This is a genomic window from Streptomyces sp. NPDC027663, from assembly GCF_055566415.1.
The window spans coordinates 123,825-141,158 of sequence record NZ_JBVHSK010000008.1 but is presented as its reverse complement, the minus strand read 5'-3'; the positions used below and the strand labels follow the sequence as shown (position 1 = coordinate 141,158).

The 17,334-nt window shown below is 72.0% G+C and carries 11 protein-coding genes and 1 tRNA gene; 5 read left to right on the top strand and 7 right to left on the bottom strand.

Going from position 1 to position 17,334, the window contains the following annotated elements:
• Nucleotides 1-157: 157 nt before the first annotated feature.
• Nucleotides 158-1,639 (top strand): serine/threonine-protein kinase, encoded by a 1,482-nt coding sequence (locus ACZ4SF_RS22325; protein ID WP_468387122.1) that lies wholly within the window; start codon nt 158-160, stop codon nt 1,637-1,639.
• Here ACZ4SF_RS22325 and ACZ4SF_RS22320 read toward each other — a convergent pair.
• Nucleotides 1,603-2,871 (bottom strand): hypothetical protein, encoded by a 1,269-nt coding sequence (locus ACZ4SF_RS22320; protein WP_468387119.1) that lies wholly within the window; start codon nt 2,869-2,871, stop codon nt 1,603-1,605. The two genes, ACZ4SF_RS22325 and ACZ4SF_RS22320, sit on opposite strands and share 37 nt — an antisense overlap.
• A gap of 448 nt (nt 2,872-3,319) precedes the next feature.
• The gene (locus ACZ4SF_RS22315) at nt 3,320-3,448 is read right to left on the bottom strand and encodes a DLW-39 family protein (RefSeq protein WP_003999697.1); all 129 of its coding nucleotides are present in this window, start codon (nt 3,446-3,448) and stop codon (nt 3,320-3,322) included.
• A gap of 348 nt (nt 3,449-3,796) precedes the next feature.
• Here ACZ4SF_RS22315 and ACZ4SF_RS22310 point away from each other — a divergent pair, with 348 nt between their 5' ends.
• Nucleotides 3,797-4,138, top strand: a complete 342-nt coding sequence (locus ACZ4SF_RS22310) for a DUF6344 domain-containing protein (protein ID WP_468387116.1) — start codon at nt 3,797-3,799, stop codon at nt 4,136-4,138.
• Between the two features lie 177 nt (nt 4,139-4,315).
• Nucleotides 4,316-5,116, top strand: coding sequence for a glycosyltransferase family 2 protein (locus ACZ4SF_RS22305; RefSeq protein WP_468387113.1), 801 nt, complete (start codon nt 4,316-4,318; stop codon nt 5,114-5,116).
• A gap of 213 nt (nt 5,117-5,329) precedes the next feature.
• Here the strand turns inward: ACZ4SF_RS22305 and ACZ4SF_RS22300 are convergent, their stop codons facing one another.
• The gene (locus ACZ4SF_RS22300) at nt 5,330-5,743 is read right to left on the bottom strand and encodes a hypothetical protein (protein ID WP_468387111.1); all 414 of its coding nucleotides are present in this window, start codon (nt 5,741-5,743) and stop codon (nt 5,330-5,332) included.
• Nucleotides 5,744-5,978: 235 nt separating this feature from the next.
• Between ACZ4SF_RS22300 and ACZ4SF_RS22295 the strand changes: the two genes are divergently transcribed.
• Together ACZ4SF_RS22295 and ACZ4SF_RS22290 are read left to right on the top strand one after the other, a co-directional pair.
• Nucleotides 5,979-6,470: a hypothetical protein gene (locus ACZ4SF_RS22295; RefSeq protein ID WP_468387109.1), complete on the top strand. Its 492-nt coding sequence runs from the start codon at nt 5,979-5,981 to the stop codon at nt 6,468-6,470.
• Nucleotides 6,471-6,888: 418 nt separating this feature from the next.
• Nucleotides 6,889-11,058, top strand: a complete 4,170-nt coding sequence (locus ACZ4SF_RS22290) for an nSTAND1 domain-containing NTPase (RefSeq protein WP_468387107.1) — start codon at nt 6,889-6,891, stop codon at nt 11,056-11,058.
• Between the two features lie 269 nt (nt 11,059-11,327).
• Here the strand turns inward: ACZ4SF_RS22290 and ACZ4SF_RS22285 are convergent.
• The 4 genes from ACZ4SF_RS22285 to gyrB all read right to left on the bottom strand — a co-directional run bounded on the left by ACZ4SF_RS22285 (nt 11,328) and on the right by gyrB (nt 16,999).
• Nucleotides 11,328-11,404, bottom strand: a tRNA-Ile gene (locus tag ACZ4SF_RS22285).
• 123 nt (nt 11,405-11,527) lie between these two features.
• Nucleotides 11,528-12,262 (bottom strand): DUF3566 domain-containing protein, encoded by a 735-nt coding sequence (locus ACZ4SF_RS22280; protein WP_468387104.1) that lies wholly within the window; start codon nt 12,260-12,262, stop codon nt 11,528-11,530.
• Between the two features lie 18 nt (nt 12,263-12,280).
• A complete protein-coding gene (gene gyrA, locus ACZ4SF_RS22275) occupies nt 12,281-14,875 on the bottom strand; it encodes a DNA gyrase subunit A (RefSeq protein WP_468387101.1) in 2,595 nt (864 codons plus the stop codon).
• Between the two features lie 42 nt (nt 14,876-14,917).
• The gene (gene gyrB / locus ACZ4SF_RS22270) at nt 14,918-16,999 is read right to left on the bottom strand and encodes a DNA topoisomerase (ATP-hydrolyzing) subunit B (protein WP_468387098.1); all 2,082 of its coding nucleotides are present in this window, start codon (nt 16,997-16,999) and stop codon (nt 14,918-14,920) included.
• Nucleotides 17,000-17,334 lie beyond the last annotated feature (335 nt).

Below are 17,334 nucleotides of genomic sequence, written 5' to 3'. Positions count from 1 at the left end.
GGCCGGAGGGTCTGGAGGTGCCGGAACTCCGCCGAGAGACCGGAGGGGGAGCCGGGGGCAGGAGGGCGTATCTCTCGTCACGTGGGTAGTGAAGGGGAGCAGGGGACGCGGGAGCGCCGGGGGGCGCACCGGGCCAGGGGGAGGAGCGGCGGCTGCCATGGGTGAGGTCTTCGCCGGCCGGTACGAGCTGGCCGACCCGATCGGACGCGGTGGCGTGGGCGCCGTGTGGCGCGCCTGGGACCATCGCCGACGGCGTTACGTGGCCGCCAAGGTCCTCCAGCAGCGCGACGCCCACTCCCTGCTCCGCTTCGTCCGCGAGCAGGCTCTGCGCATCGACCACCCGAACGTCCTCGCCCCGGCCAGCTGGGCGGCCGACGACGACAAGGTGCTGTTCACGATGGACCTGGTCGCCGGCGGCTCGCTGGTCCACCTGGTCGGCGACTACGGCCCCCTGCCGCCCGCGTTCGTGTGCACCCTGCTCGACCAGCTCCTGTCCGGGCTCGCCGCGGTGCACGCGGAAGGCGTCGTCCACCGGGACGTCAAGCCCGCCAACGTGCTCCTCGAAGCCACCGGCACGGGCCGGCCGCGGCTCAGGCTGTCCGACTTCGGCATCGCCATGCGGCTCGGGGAACCCCGTCTGACGGAGACCAACCTCGTCGTGGGCACGCCCGGCTATCTCGCCCCCGAGCAGATGCTGGGCGCCGAACCCGACTTCGCTGCCGACCTGTTCACCGCCGGCCTGGTCGCGCTGTACCTCCTCGAGGGCGCCAGACCCGACAGCAAGGCGCTCGTGCAGTACTTCCTGGAGCACGGCACCCCCGGCCCGCCCAAGGGCATCCCGGAACCGCTCTGGCAGGTCGTCGCCTCGCTGCTGCAGCCCGACCCCGCGGACCGGTTCCGCACGGCCACGGGGGCGCGCAAGGCGCTCGCCGCCGCCGTGGAACTCCTGCCGGAGCCCGGCCCCGACGACGAACTCATCGAGATCTTCGACCAACTCGGCCCCCTGCCACCGGGTTTCGGCCCCGACGGCCCTCTCGTCAGGGCCGCCGGAGTGGCTTCCGGACCGGCCTCGGAAACGGTCCCGGAAGCCCTCCGTGAAGCGGTCCCGCAAGCGCTCCGTGAAGCGGTCCCGCAAGCGCTCCATGAAGCGGCCCCGGAAGGCGGGACGGGCGCGGGTGCGGGCGGGCACGACGGCACCGGTGCGGGTGCGGGTGCGGGCGGGCACGACGCCACCGGTGCGGGTGCGAGTGCGCGTTCCCGTACGAGGGGTAGGCCGAGCCCGGGCGAGTGGACGCCCACCGGCACCGGCTCCCTCTCCGGCACCGGCTCCCTGTCCGACCCCGACACCGGCACCCTCTCCGACACCGGCAGTTTCCGTCTCCCCCCTCCCTTCCAGACCCCGGCACCGGAGCCGCGCGCCGACTCCGTCACCGCCCCCTACACCTCCCGCGACCCCCGGGTTCCGCTCCCCGCCCCTCCCCTGCGGGCACCGGCCACTCCCTCCGCGCCGCCCGCGCGGGGACGCCGGGGCAGGCGTGCGGCGCGCCGTCCCGGTCCGCCGGCCAAAGCCGTGATCCCGCTCCTGCTGCTGGCGCTCGCCTGCTACGCGGTGGGTTTCTGGGCGCTGGCCCGCATCTGACCGCGCCGGGCGGCCACCGTCCAGCCGCCGAGGACCAGCAGCAGCGCGGTCCCCGTGCCGATCCCGCCGAACGCGACCAGTTTCATCGCAAGGCCGTCCCCGTCCCCGGTGTTCCCGGTCAGCGCGGCCGCCCGGTCCTGCGCGGTGACCGTGAAGACGTCCTCCGGTACGGGCCGGCCGGCGTACTCGGGTCCCGCGTGCGCCTGTCCGCCCACCCGGACGCGCAGGGTCACCCGGAACGGGCCCGGCCCGAAGCTGTCGGTGAGGTGTGTGCTGAGGTGCAGGACCAGGTAGTAGTCGCCGGCGAAACGGACGGAGGACACCGCGGCGGGCACGGCGTACCGGTTGGCGTACTCCACCGGCGGCAGCGGCCGCAGGGCCGTGGGCTTCGGGGTTCCGGTGTAGCCGAGGGCGGTGTCGTCGACGGAGCCGCGGACGGGGTTGTAGAGGGAGAGGTTCAGGGCGCCGCCGACGTAGCCGCGGCCGGGGGAGCCGCCCAGTTCGGCGGAGGCGTACAGTTGCCGGCCCCATTCCAGCGGCACCTTGTAGAACTGCGTCTGCCCGGGCTCGAGGCGGGTCCGCCACACCCCCTGGCCCAGTGGACGTGCCGTGGCGAAGCCGGTGCCGCCGGTGCGGTCGGCGGGCTGGGCCGTGAGGGGTGCGGGGGTGGCGGAGTTCCAGTTTCCGGGGGCGGTGGTGCGGGCGGCCCGCGCCGGGCCCGGTTCCGTGACGGGCGCGATCTCCAGGTCCCAGGCACCGGTCCGGGCCGCCGTACCGGAGCCTTCGGCGTCGAGGCGTTCGACGAGCAGGTAGTACGTGCCCGCGCCCTGGCACAGCGACTTGCCGGCCTCGCGCTCCGCCAGTGCCGTGACCGGGCGCGGGCTGAGTCCCGCGCCGAAGCGGGCGGAGGCGAAGGAGCAGGAGGCACCGTGCGCGTCCCGGAGCGATACGCGGATGCCGTCGGTGGCGGAGACGGTGGCGTCCGCCGGCGGTACGGCGGTGACGGGGACGTACGCCGTGTCCGTCGCGGCGAGGTGGAGACGGTAGTAGAGCTTGCCGTTGCGTGGGAGTGAGCTGCGGTAGGTGTGGCGGGGGTCGAGCGGGGCGGCACCCGCGGTGTCCTGCGCGCCTGCGACGGTCCGGGCGCCGGGTGCGAAGGCGTACGGCCCCGGGCGCGCGCCCGCGGCTGCGGCCGGTTGCACGGCGGTCACGACGAGGGCCGCACAGAGCACCGGAAACACGGTCCGGCGAACACCGCGGCGGACACCCCGCCACCAGGCCGCACGGCCTGATCCGTGCACGTGCCGCCACCAGACCGCACGGCCTGACCCTCGCGCGTGCCGCCACCACGCCGTACGTCCTGACCCTCGCGCGTGCCGCCACCACGCCGTACGTCCTGGCCCCCGCACGTGCCGCCACCCCCGCTCGTCGTCCGCGATCCCGGTCCGCTCGCGCGCCCCGGCAGCCGACGGCGGACCGTGCCCATCCTGCACCGGCCACCGCTGCGTCATCCGGGCAATGGCCACGGCCGTCCGAAACGCCCGGCATCGCCCCCGCCGTGCCGCGCCGCCCACCGCACCGGCCTACCCCAGCCGCCGGAGCCCCGCAACACGAGACGCCGGGCAACGCAAAACCCCGACCGCGGAGGCGGCCGGGGTCAGTTCAGATGGGTATCGGGATTCAGGAACCCGTGGGCACGGAGTCAGTCGCCTCCGTCCACAGGTCCTGCTCGGCGCGATCCGCCTGGATCTGGCGGTACACGAGGAGCCCGCCGATGGCGGCCAGTGCGACCAGGAGCAGCTTCTTCACCGCGCGACCTCGTCTTTCCTTGACGTAGGGGACCTCTGCCGCCCGACTATACACACCGGCCGATATCGATCGGTGACCTGCGTCGAGGCCCAACTCCCGCCCCGGGCAGCGCATTAGGCCAGGTCGGAGCCCGTCCGGTCCGGAGGGTGACCATGTCCGCACACACGGTTACTTTGCTCCCCCTTCGCTCACCCTCACCGTGATTTGCGACTTTTCCGCTCCCTTGCGGCCATTCGAGTGGTGTTCATCTGAACATCGACGCGCCACGGGCGCAGGTCCACCACTTCGCGATCCCCATACACATCATGAACAAAGTACGCAAATCGCCCAACCCGAAAGTGAGGGGCCATGACCCAGAACAAGGTCATGAAGCTGTGGACCGCCATCGTCACCGCCTTCCTCGCGCTGTGCACGGCGCTCGGACTCGCCACCGCCACCGCCGCGACCGCCACCGCCGCGGACGGACCCGTGACCGACAGCCCCCTCACCGGCACCGCCCAGCGCACGGTCCCGACGATCCCGGCGAACCTCTGGGCCTGGTCCAATGGCAAGGCACTGCCCCCCACGATGAAGCAGCGGATCGGGGCCGAGGCCCACGGGAAGACCCCCAGATGCCGCCACCGTCTCGGCACCGAGACCCAGAGCGAGATGACGTCCGCCGCGCAGGCCTCGGAATCCCTCGACTGCTGATCCCTCCCCCACCGCAGTACCGCGACGTCTCGACACACGGCGACTTGCGTACGCACCAGTCGAAACGGAAAGACCCCCGGCCGGGTACCGGCCGGGGGTCTCGCGCTGTTGCGGGACAGGGCTAAGCCATGCTGGCAGCGAGAAGCCCCCCGCCCCGGAAAGGTGGTGAGTGCTGCCGTGAGCCGGCGCATCACCGTTGTCACCGCTGTCCACGGCCCGTCCGCCCGCTTCCTGCCGGAGGCGTACGCGTCCCTGTGCGCTCAGCGGCTTCCCGAGGGCTGGTCGTGGCAGTGGGTCGTGCAGGAGGACGGCACCACGGACCAGGTCCGCCCGCACGTTCCGGACGACGCGCGCGTGTCCTTCCGTCAGGGACGCGCCGGCGGGCCCGGAGTCGCCCGGACGATCGCGCTGGCCCGCGCCGAGGGCGTGTACGTCAAGGTGCTGGACGCCGACGACCGGCTCACCCCGGGCGCGCTGGCCCGCGACATCGCCGTGCTGGAGGCGGACCCCGGCATCGGGTGGACGGCCTCGCGCGTCCTCGACCTGCTGCCCGACGGCTCCACGGCCGGCTTCCCCGGCGACCCGGACGACGGTCCGCTCGAACGCGGTACCGTCCTCGAGCACTGGAAGCGGAACGGCTTCCGCGCACCGGTCCATCCGGCGACCCTCTGCGTCCGCAGGGAACTGCTCGCCGCCCTGGGCGGCTGGATGGCGCTGCCGGCCTCCGAGGACACCGGTCTGCTGCTGGCGCTGGACGCGGTGAGCCGGGGCTGGTTCTCGGCGCAGACCGGCCTGCTGTACCGCAAGTGGGAAGGGCAGCTCACGGGCCAGGCGGCCCACGTCGACCCGGCCGAACGGGCGGACAGGTCGGCGGTCGCGGAGGCTCGCGCCCGCGCGCTGGCCGGCTTCGGCTGGAGCTACCCGCCGGCCACGGTCTCACCGGCCCCGCCCGCCGCCCCCGCTCCCGCGGCCCCGTGAGAACGCCACGGCCACGGTTCAGGCTCACCGCTCCGCGAGAACACCACGAACACGGTGCAGGCACACCGCTCCGCGAGAACACCACGAACACGGTGCAGGCACACCGCTCCGCGAGAACACCACGAACACGGGGAGAACGCTCACGGCTTCTCCAGCGGGTCACTGCCCGGCGGGCGGCACGCCCGGCCGACCGGGCCGGTCACCAGGTTGCCGCTACCGCTGTCCGGCCGCGCTGGAGAGCCAGTGGGCGACCCGGCGGACGGTGGGCTCGTCGAGCCGGTCGGCCAGCGCCCGCACCGCCTCGCCGTCCTCGTCGTCCAGGTCGTACAGACCCGCCTTGCTCAGACCGGCCATGAGCACCTGGTGCCGGCGGTCCGTCATGCGTTCGGCGAGCCGCTCCGGTTCGGCGGCACCGGACACGGGCCGCCCCGGGGCGGCGGGGGCCTTGGCGGACGGCGTGTCGAACAGGTGCCACTCGCCGTCCCGGGGTCCCCAGAGCGCGACCGTCACCTCGTCCCCGCGCGCCCGCAGGGTCTGGGTCATGTCCCCGACGGCGTACAGCACCGGGGCCCGGTACGGCGACTGCGCGCCCACCGTCCAGGTGTCCCGGGCGGGCTGGTGGAACATCGCGACCCACCGCGGTTCACCGGGCGGTAGCGGGCACCGGGGACGCTGCTCCTGCATGGCACTCACCCCTTCGGAAACGGCCGGCCCGACCATATCTGACACTCCATCAGTTTTCCAGGCCGTCCCGGGCCGCCCTCCGGCTCCCGTGTCCGGGGGATACCCCTGTGCTTCTGGTCTCTTCGCGGGCGCCGTGGCACCCTGCCCGCGGTGTCGTCCAGGCAGACGGAGGCCGGAGATGAACGGACGGGAAACGACGGCGACCGACAGGGACCCGCAGGCGGAACTGCGGGCACAGGAACTGCGCCGGGCCCACGGTGCCCGCGCCCACAGCGCCCACGACCGCGCGATCGCCGCGTGCCGGTACGCCGGCGTCGCCCGGGACGCGGCCGAGATCGTGCCGAAGGACTCGGCCGGCCGGGCGGCCAACGCAGTGCGGCTGTCGGCCGGTTCGCTGGCCGCCCTGGCCGAGAGCGCGCCGGACCCCGCGGCGGACGCCCGCTGCGCCCGCAACACCGCCGCCACCGCCGCGCTCGCCGCCCAGCTGGCCGCTGCCGGGGGCGGCCCGGTGTCGGCGGCCGCCCTGCGAGCGGCGCTGTCGGCGTCCCGGGCCGCCGCGGCTGCGGCCGGCGGCATGGCGCAGGGGAGGGACGCGTCGCTGAACGCCACTGCCGAGGAGGCCGAGCGGCAGGCCGTCGCCGCGGCCCGGGAGGCGGGCTGGCTCGTCTGAGGCCGGCGGCGGAAGTCGGGGGTCCCTGCCCGCCCGGCACCGGTCCCTCCCCTCGTGGGGACCGGTGCCGAACGGTGCAGGGTGTCAACCCGTGCCGCTACGGCGTGCGGCGCGGGCTGAAGCCGGGAGCCCGTTCGCGGGATGCGCGGGGGCTCACTGTGCGGTGCGGTCGCCGCTCCCTGCCTGCGGCGGAGATTGACCGAGAACGTTCGACGGCATGGGCTGTCTCTCCGGGCACTGTGCCGGTGGCCTGTCCGGACGGATCGTGATGCGTCGGCTGACGGGTTCGGATCCTGCCACCTGTTGTCGTCGCCGAGGAGGTTCCGGTCTGCGAACCAGCCCTTCTTCGCAGGTCAGGCGTATAAGGTGGGTTTTCCGGTCCGGACGTCCAGCCACGGGGGAAGTAAGGGGTGGGGCCTTGAGTTCCGACTCAGGGGCACGCACAGCTTTCGCCGAACGCCTCGCGCTGCTGTACAAGGAGGCCGGAAACCCTCCCCTCAAGACGGTCTCCGAGTCGGTCGTACGGCTGCAGCGGGTCGACGAGCGCGGCCGGCCCGTACGGGTGTCCGCGCAGCGGATCAGCGACTGGCGCCGGGCCAGGAACGTACCGGCCCAGTTCGCCGCCCTCGCCGCGGTCCTGCAGATCCTGATACCGGAGGCGCGGCGCCTGCGTCCCGCGCCGGTCTCCACCGGCCTGTACGACCTCGCGCACTGGCAGCGGCTGTGGGAACGCGCGCTGGCCGACCCGGCCGGCGACCGGCCCGCGCCGGACGCCGAGGACGACCGGCGGCCACCGGCGCAGGCCCCGCCCGTCGCCGGAGGCGTGTGCCCCTACCGGGGCCTCGCGCCGTACCGGCAGGAGGATGCGCGCTGGTTCTTCGGCCGGGAGCGCAGCACGAAGGCGCTCGTCGCCCAGCTCCGCGCGGCCGAACGCACGGGCGGGCTGGTGATGCTCGTCGGCGCCTCCGGAGCCGGCAAGTCGTCCCTGCTCAACGCCGGCCTGGTGACCGCGATACGCGACGGCGCCCTGGACACCGCCCGCCAGGAGACGGCCGACGGCCCACGCCCCGCCCGCCAGGAGACGACGGCCGACGGCCCGCGCCCGGCCGGGGCCGGCACCGCGGCACCGGCTCCGCAGGCCGCCCCGCCCCGGTCCTCGACGGCGGCCCCGCCCCAGGACGCTCCCGCCGACCCCGTCCTGCATCTGGTCCCGGGTGCCGATCCGCTGGCCGAGCTGATCCGCGGCATCCCGGACCTCGCCCCCGTCGCCGCCGACGCCCGCAAGGCCGAGCAGGAGGCGACGGACAATCCGGCGGCGCCCGGCTCCGACGCCCCGCATCTCGCCCGGGCCGCCCACGAGGCGGTCACCGCCTGGGCGCGCCGCGAGATCCCCGGGGGCACCCGGCCCGTCGTCATCGTGGACCAGTTCGAAGAAGCGTTCACCCTCTGCGCCGACGAGGTCGAGCGGCGCACCTTCATCCAGCTGCTCTACGCCGCCTGCACCCCGCCCGCCGGTTCCCGCGAGCCCGCGCCCGTCCTCGTCGTCGTCGGCATCCGTGCCGACTTCTACGAGCAGTGCCTCGGCTACCCCGAACTCGCCGACGCACTGCAGCACCGCCACATGGTGCTCGGCCCGCTGACCAGCACCGAGCTGCGCGAGGCGGTGACCGGCCCGGCCAAGGCCGTCGGCCTGGAGCTGGAGCCCGGCCTCGCCGAGCTGATCGTGCGCGAGGTGAGCGCCGACGGCCCGCGCGGGGCCCACGACGCGGGCGTGCTCCCGCTGCTGTCACACGCCCTGCTCGCCACCTGGCAGCGCCGGAAGGCCGGGCGGCTGACGCTGACCGGTTACCGCGCCGCGGGCGGCATCCAGGGTGCGGTGGCTGCGACCGCCGAGCGCGCCTGGTCCGGCCTGGACCCCGCGGCCCGCACCGCCGCCCGGCTGCTCCTGCTGCGCCTGGTCCGGCTCGGCGAGGACACCCAGACCACCCGCCGGCGCGGCACCCGGCGGCAGCTGGCGGAGGAGGCGGCGGACCCGGGCAAGACGGAGGAGTCCCTCGAGGCACTGGTCCAGGCCCGGCTGGTGACGCTGGACGCGGAGACCGTCGAGATCACCCACGAGGCGCTGCTGCACGCCTGGCCACGGCTGCGGCACTGGATCGACGAGGGCCGCGGCGACCATCTCGTGCGCCAGCGGCTCGAAGAGGACAGCCGGGCCTGGGAGAGCACCAACCGGGACAACTCGCTGCTGTACCGCGGCACGCGGCTGGAGAAGACCCGCAACTGGGCGCGGGAGGCCGGGCACCGGCACCTGACCCGCAGCGCGGTGGAGTTCCTGGCCGCCTCGACACGGCTGCGCCGGCGTACGGTGTGGCTGGGCCGGGCGGCGGTGGCGGCGCTGGTGGTGCTGGCCGTGCTCGCTGCCGGTACCGCGGTGATCGCCTGGAAGCAGCGCGACGACGCCGTGTTCGAGCAGGTCCTCGCCGAGGCCGACCGGGTGCAGCACACGGACCCGTCACTGGCCGCCCAGCTCGATCTCGTCGCCCACCGGCTGCGCCCCGGCGACGAGGGCACCTACAGCAGGCTCATCTCGATCGTGAACTCGCCGCTGGCCACCTCGCTGTCCGGTCACACCGGTGCCGTCTATCTCACCTCCTTCAGTTCCGACGCCAAGACCCTGGCCACGGCCGGTTACGACCGCACGGTCCGGCTGTGGGACGTGTCCGATCCGAACCGCCCGGCCCCGCTCGGCAAACCCCTCCTGGGGCACACCAGCTGGGTGAGCAGCGCGGTCTTCAGCCCGGACGGACGGACCCTGGCCTCGGCCGGCGACGACGGGACGATCCGGCTGTGGGACGTCACCGACCGCGCGCACCCGGTGCCGCTCGGCAGACCGCTCGACGCCCGTCAGGGCACGATCTACCTGGTCGCCTTCAGCCCGGACGGCAAGGCGCTGGCCTCGGCCGGCGAGGACCGCACCGTGCGGCTGTGGGACATGAGCGACCGGAGCCGGCCCACCGAGCGCTCCGCCCTGCGCGGCCACGACGCCGCGGTGCGGTGCGTGGCGTTCAGCCCGGACGGGCGGACGCTCGCGACGGGCGGCGACGACAACACGATCCGGCTGTGGCGCACGGCGGGCCCGGGGCGGGCCGAGCCGCTCAAGGTGCTGCGCGGGCACACGGACCTGGTGCACTCGGTGGCCTTCGGCCCCGACGGCCACACCCTGGCCAGCGGCAGTGCGGACGACACCATCCGGCTGTGGGACGTCACCGATCCCGGGCGCGCGCAGTCGATCGGCTCACCGCTGACCGGCCACACCGGTCCGATCTGGTCCGTGGCGTTCAGCCCGGACGGCGGCCGGCTGGCCGCGGCGAGCGCGGACAGCACGGCGAGCCTGTGGAACATCAGCGATCCGGCGTCCCCGTCCCAGGTCGGCGAGCCGCTCGCGGGCGGCAGCGGCGAGATGTACGCGCTGGGCTTCAGCCCCGACGGCCGGACCCTGGCCACCGGCAGCGGGGACAGCAAGGTGCGTCTGTGGTCGGTCCCGACCTCGGACATGATCGGCCGGAACGGAGCGTTCCGGCCGGACGGGCGGGTTCTGGCCACGGCCGCCCGGGACGGCAGACTGCGGCTGTGGAACGTGGCGCGGCCCGACCGGCCCGTGCCGCTGGGAGAACCGTTCATGCAGGCGGACGGCGACCAGCGCTCCCTGACGTTCTCCCCTGACGGCCGCACCCTCGCGGTCCTCACGGGAGCGAAGACCGCCCACCTGTGGAACGTCTCCGACCCCGCCCACCCGGTCTCCGCCGGCCCGCCGCTGCGCCTGCGCACCCGCTTCATGGGCCCCGAGGCGCTGGCCTACAGCCCGGACGGCCGCACTCTGGCCACCGCCTACGACGACCGCACCATCCAGCTGTGGAACGTCACCGACCCCGCCCGTGCCGTACCCCTGGGCAAGCCGCTCACCGGCCACCGGGGCTTCATCAACTCCCTCGTCTTCAGCCCGGACGGCCACACCCTGGCCAGCGGCAGCGCGGACAGCACGGTCCGGCTGTGGAACGTCACCGACCCCGCCCGCACCGTTCCCCTCGGGGGAGCGCTCACCAAGCACTCGGGCCCCGTCAACGCGCTCGCCTACAGCCCCGACGGCCACACCCTGGCCAGCGGCAGCGACGACGACACCGTCCGCCTGTGGGACGTCACAGGACCGGCCCCGGCAAGCTCGCCGGGTGCCCCGCTCACCGGCCACACCGAGGCGGTCACCTCGCTCACCTTCGGCACCGGCGGCCGCACCCTGGCCAGCGGCGGCAACGACAACACCGTCCGGCTGTGGAACGTCACCGACCCCGCCGGGGCGACCCCGATCGGCCAGTCGATGAGCCCCAACGCCAAGATCGGCAGCTTTCTGTCCTTCAGCCCCAACAGCCACGTCCTCGGCGTCTCCAGCGGCGCCGACACGGTCCGCCTGTGGAGCCTGGACGCCGACACTGCGATCCGCCACATCTGCGCGGTCACCCGCAACGTCCTGACCCCGCAGCGGTGGCACGAGTACCTTCCCCGGCTCTCCTACGATCCCCCGTGTAGTCGATGATCGGCCAACATGCCTGATTCCCCCCGGACTTCGCCCCACGGGAGCGGCAACCTTGTTACCCTTGGCCATAGCCCGATCGCTGGTGCATCCCCCGTCGCCAGCGGTCGGGCATTCTCATTGCCGGACCGAGTGGTAGGGGCCCGTCACTTCCTCCGCACGCCTCCTCGTGGGCGGCCTCGCGTCAGCAGTCATCACACCTCGTCCGGCCGGTTGATGCCGGTCGTAGATGCCAAAGACCCCCAACCATGATCGGCTGGGGGTCTTCGTACTGGTGGGGCTAACAGGATTTGAACCTGTGGCCTCATCCTTATCAGGGATGCGCTCTAACCAACTGAGCTATAGCCCCGCCGCGCTTTGCGGTGTGTGTCCCGCGCGCTGACTCCTGAAGATTAGCGCACGACCACGGCAGTCCCAAAATCGGTTGTCGGGGGACCGTCGGGACAGGGCAGCCGGGGGTGTCCGCCAGCCGTCACTCGTCCTCCGCGAGTGTCAGCTCGATGCCGCCCACGAAGCCCGCGGAGAGGTTGTAGATGAACGCGCCCAGCGTCGCCAGCGCCGTGGCCAGCACCACGTCGATGACCGCGATGATCGTCGTGAACATCAGGACGTGGGGGAGGGACAGGAACGCCTGGAGGTCGAAGCCGTTCGCCTCGTTGGAGCCCGTGGCCTCGGAGATCGTGCCGCCGACCGTCGAGAACACGCCCATCGCGTCCATGACCATCCACAGCACCGCCGACGCGACGACCGTGCAGATGCCGAGCGCGATGGAGAGCAGGAAGCTGACCTTCATCACCGACCACGGATCGGCCTTGGCCACCCGCAGCCGCGCCTTACGGGTCCGCGGCGCCGTCCGCGCACCGGTACGCGGCTTGCGCACCGCACTCGCGGGGCCCTGCGCCGGATAGGCCTGCGGCGGGTGGTACGGACCCGCGGACTGCTCCGGGCGCCGCTCGCCGGGCAGCGGCGAGCCGGCCTGCGCCTCACCGGCCGCGGCCGGGCCTCGGGTGTCCGTCACAGTTCCCCCCTGGGATCCAGACGTACGGGAAGAGTCCGCCTCGGACACCTTCACCGGCTTCAGGTTGGTCGTGTGCGGATCGGTCGTACTGCCCGCACCCGTCCCGTTCGCGGCGGAGCCACGGCCGCCGCCGTCCGTTTCCGTACCCATGGAGGTACCGGCCGATCCGGCGCCCGTGGCTCCGCTCACGATGACTCACTCCTCGTGCTACTCGGCCGAGGGCGCCTCACCCTCGTCCGTGCCGGTGGTCACGGCACCCTCGGCGGACTCGTCCACGGCCACGTCGCCGTCGACTTCCTCCGCCTCGCGTCCGGCCTCGGCGTTACGTGCGATACCGACCACGGCATCGCGCTTGCCCAGGTTGATCAGTTGGACGCCCATGGTGTCACGGCCCGTCTCCCTGACCCCGCTGACTCGCGTACGAATCACACCGCCGGAGAGGGTGATGGCGAGGATCTCGTCGTTCTCCTCGACAATCAGCGCGCCGACGAGCGAACCACGGTCCTCCACGATCTTGGCGGCCTTGATGCCGAGGCCGCCGCGGCCCTGGACGCGGTACTCGTCGACGGCGGTCCGCTTCGCGTACCCACCGTCGGTGGCAGTGAACACGAACGTACCGGGTCGAACAACATTCATCGAGAGCAGCTCGTCGCCCTCCCGGAAGCTCATCCCCTTGACGCCGGAGGTGGCGCGGCCCATCGGGCGGAGGGAGTCGTCGGAGGCGGTGAACCGGATCGACTGTGCCTTCTTGCTGATCAGAAGGAGATCGTCGTCGGCCGAGACCAGTTCGGCACCGATCAGTTCGTCGTCCGTACCGTCCTCGCGCTCTCGCAGATTGATGGCGATGACACCGCCGGAGCGAGGCGAATCGTAATCCTTCAGAGGCGTCTTCTTGACCAGGCCGGACTTGGTGGCCAGCACCAGGTAGGGCACCGCCTCGTAGTCACGGATGGCGAGGATCTCGGCGATGGCCTCGTCCGGCTGGAAGGCGAGCAGGTTCGCCACGTGCTGGCCCCGCGCCTCCCGGCCCGCCTCGGGCAGCTCGTACGCCTTCGCCCGGTACACCCGGCCCTTGTTCGTGAAGAACAGCAGCCAGTGGTGCGTGGTGGAGACGAAGAAGTGGTCGACGATGTCGTCTTCCTTCAGCTTCGTGCCGCGCACGCCCTTGCCGCCGCGCTTCTGCGCCCGGTAGTCGTCCGTCTTCGTCCGCTTGACGTAGCCGCCGCGCGTGACGGTGACGACGATGTCCTCCTCGGCGATCAGGTCCTCGATGGACATGTCGCCCTCGTACGGGATCAGCTTGGTCTGGCGGTCGTCGCCGTACTTGTCGACGATCGCGGCCAGCTCCTCGCTGACGATCCCGCGCTGGCGGACCGGCGAGGCGAGGATCTCGTTGTACTCGTTGATCTTCGCCTGGAGTTCGTCGTGCTCCTGGACGATCTTCTGCCGCTCCAGTGCCGCCAGGCGCCGCAGCTGCATCTCGAGGATGGCGTTCGCCTGGATCTCGTCGATCTCCAGCAGGCCCATCAGGCCGGTGCGCGCGATCTCGACGGTCTCACTGCGCCGGATCAGCGCGATGACCTCGTCGATGGCGTCCAGGGCCTTCAGCAGGCCGCGCAGGATGTGCGCGCGCTCCTCGGCCTTGCGCAGCCGGAAGCGGGTCCGGCGGACGACGACCTCGATCTGGTGCGTCACCCAGTGGCGGATGAACGCGTCCAGGGACAGCGTGCGCGGCACGCCGTCGACCAGCGCCAGCATGTTGGCGCCGAAGTTCGTCTGCAGGTCGGTGTGCTTGTACAGGTTGTTCAGCACGACCTTGGCGACGGCGTCCCGCTTGAGGACGATCACCAGGCGCTGGCCGGTACGGGACGACGTCTCGTCGCGGACGTCGGCGATGCCGCCGATCTTGCCGTCCTTCACCAGGTCGGCGATCTTCTGCGCGAGGTTGTCCGGGTTCACCTGGTACGGCAGCTCGGTGACCACCAGGCACTGACGGCCCTGGATCTCCTCGACCTCGACCACCGCGCGCATCGTGATGGAGCCGCGGCCGGTGCGGTACGCCTCCTCGATGCCCTTGCGGCCCACGACCAGCGCGCCGGTCGGGAAGTCGGGGCCCTTGATGCGCTCCATGAGCGCGTCGAGCAGCTCCTCGTGCGAGACCTCGGGGTTCTCCAGGTACCACTGGGCGCCGGCCGCGACCTCGCGCAGGTTGTGCGGCGGGATGTTGGTGGCCATGCCGACCGCGATACCGGCGGAGCCGTTGATCAGCAGGTTCGGGAAACGGGCCGGCAGGACGGTCGGCTCCTGGGAGCGGCCGTCGTAGTTGTCCGTGAAGTCGACGGTCTCCTCGTCGATGTCGCGGACCATCTCCATCGACAGCGGCGCCATCTTGCACTCGGTGTACCGCATGGCGGCCGCCGGGTCGTTGCCCGGGGAGCCGAAGTTGCCGTTGGAGTCCACCAGCGGCATCCGCATCGACCACGGCTGGGCGAGGCGCACCAGGGCGTCGTAGATGGAGGAGTCGCCGTGCGGGTGGTAGTTGCCCATGACGTCGCCGACGACACGGGCGCACTTGTAGAAGCCGCGCTCGGGGCGGTAGCCGCCGTCGTACATCGCGTACAGCACACGGCGGTGGACGGGCTTGAGACCGTCCCGGACGTCGGGCAGCGCGCGGGACACGATGACGGACATCGCGTAGTCCAGGTACGAGCGCTGCATCTCCGTCTCGAGCCCGACGGGCTCGACACGCATCACGAGTTCGCCGCCCTCTTCAGGGGTGACGGGAGTGTTCTCGTCGGCCATTGCTGGTGAAGATCCTTCCCTGTGCGGTCAGCTGAGACCGACTCAGATGTCGAGGAAGCGGACGTCCTTGGCGTTGCGCTGGATGAAGGCGCGGCGAGCCTCGACGTCCTCGCCCATCAGGACCGAGAACAGGTCGTCGGCCTGGGCCGCGTCGTCCAGGGTGACCTGGCCGAGAACGCGGTGCTCCTGGTCCATGGTGGTCACGCGCAGTTCCTCGGCGTTCATCTCGCCGAGGCCCTTGAAGCGCTGGATCGAGTCCTCGCGCACGCGCTTGCCGCGCTGGCGGCCCATCTCGATCAGTGCGTCGCGCTCGCGGTCCGAGTAGGCGTACTCCACGTCGTCGCGGCCCCACTTGATCTTGTACAGCGGGGGGCGGGACAGGTACACGTGCCCGGCCTCGACCAGCGGCCGCATGAAGCGGAACAGGAAGGTCAGCAGCAGGGTGCTGATGTGCTGGCCGTCGACGTCGGCGTCCGCCATCAGGATGATCTTGTGATAGCGGAGCTTCTCGATGTCGAAGTCCTCGTGCACACCCGTGCCGAAGGCCGAGATCAGCGCCTGGATCTCCTGGTTCTGCAGGATCTTGTCGATCCTGGCCTTCTCCACGTTCAGGATCTTGCCGCGGATCGGGAGGATCGCCTGGTACTGCGGGTTGCGGCCGGACTTGGCCGAGCCGCCGGCGGAGTCACCCTCGACGATGAAGATCTCGCACTTGGTCGGGTCGTTGGACTGGCAGTCCGACAGCTTGCCCGGCAGGGACGCGCTCTCCAGCAGGCCCTTGCGGCGGGTCAGATCGCGGGCCTTGCGGGCCGCCACGCGCGCGGTGGCCGCCTGGATGCCCTTGCGGACGATGTCCGCGGCCTCGACCGGGTTGCGGTCCAGCCAGTCGTTCAGGTGCTCGTAGACCGCCTTCTGCACGAAGGTCTTGGCCTCCGTGTTGCCCAGCTTGGTCTTCGTCTGGCCCTCGAACTGCGGCTCGCTCAGCTTGACCGAGATGATCGCGGTCAGACCCTCACGGATGTCGTCACCGGTGAGGTTGTCGTCCTTCTCGCGCAGCAGCTTCTTGTCGCGCGCGTACTTGTTGATCAGGCTGGTGAGGGCCGCGCGGAAGCCCTCCTCGTGCGTACCGCCCTCGTGGGTGTGGATGATGTTCGCGAAGGAGTACACGCCCTCGCTGTAGCCGCTGTTCCACTGCATGGCGACCTCGAGGGACAGGCTCTTGTCCCTGTCCTCGGCCTCCAGCGAGACGACCGTCGGGTGGACCGCCTCTCCCTTGCGGGAGTTGAGGTACTTCACGAAGTCGACGATGCCGCCCTCGTAGTGGTACGTGACGGTCTTGACCTCGGCCTTCTCGTCGGCGCCCGCCTCGTCCGCGCCGGCCACCGCCTTCGCCGACTCGCGCTCGTCGGTGAGCTTGATCGTCAGGCCCTTGTTGAGGAACGCCATCTCCTGGAAACGCCGCGACAGCGTCTCGAAGGAGTACTCGGTGGTCTCGAAGATGTCGGGGTCGGCCCAGAAGGTGACCGAGGTGCCCGTCTCGTCCGTCGCCTCGTGCCGGTCGAGCGGGGCCGTCGGGACGCCGAGCTTGTAGTCCTGCGTCCAGCGGTGACCGTCGGTCCTGATCTCGACGGCGACCTTCGTGGACAGCGCGTTCACGACGGACACGCCCACACCGTGCAGACCGCCGGAGACGGCGTACCCGCCGCCGCCGAACTTGCCGCCCGCGTGCAGCACGGTGAGCACGACCTCGACGGCCGGCTTGCCCTCGGAGGGCACGATGCCCACCGGGATGCCACGGCCGTTGTCGACGACGCGCACCCCGCCGTCGGCGAGGATCGTCACGTCGATGGTGTCCGCGTAACCCGCCAGCGCCTCGTCGACCGAGTTGTCGACGACCTCGTACACCAGGTGGTGCAGACCGCGCTCGCCCGTGGAGCCGATGTACATGCCGGGCCGCTTGCGGACCGCGTCCAGCCCTTCGAGCACGGTGATGGCGCTGGCGTCGTAGGACGCGGAGGCCGCGGCGGACTCCGTGGCCTCGGCGTTCACGCCGGCGTCGGTGGACGGGATGTTCTCGTTGGGGTTGCCGGAATCGGCCACGAAGCGCCCTTTCTGGCACAGCACGAGCCGGGCTCGTCGGCAGGTTGCCGGAGCGGCTGCGGCATGTTGCGGTGGTAAGCCTTGATCAGCGTTGCTCAGCTTTTCCCGGGCGGTCCCCACGTTGGGGCGGGATTGTCTTCCAGTCTACCGGTAGCGCCGACATCGATGGGGGTTTGCCGGTACCTGAGTCCCCATGTGCCGCCCTCAACCGGTCTCGGCCGGGTCCCGATATACGGATGGGGGCTCCGAGGGGCTCACAGCGGCACTCAGCGCTTCGAGCCGTCAACCCTTGGCTACTCGGGGGTCGGATGGCGGTTCGGTGGCGATCGGGTGGTGATCCACAGCCGTGTGCGCAGGTA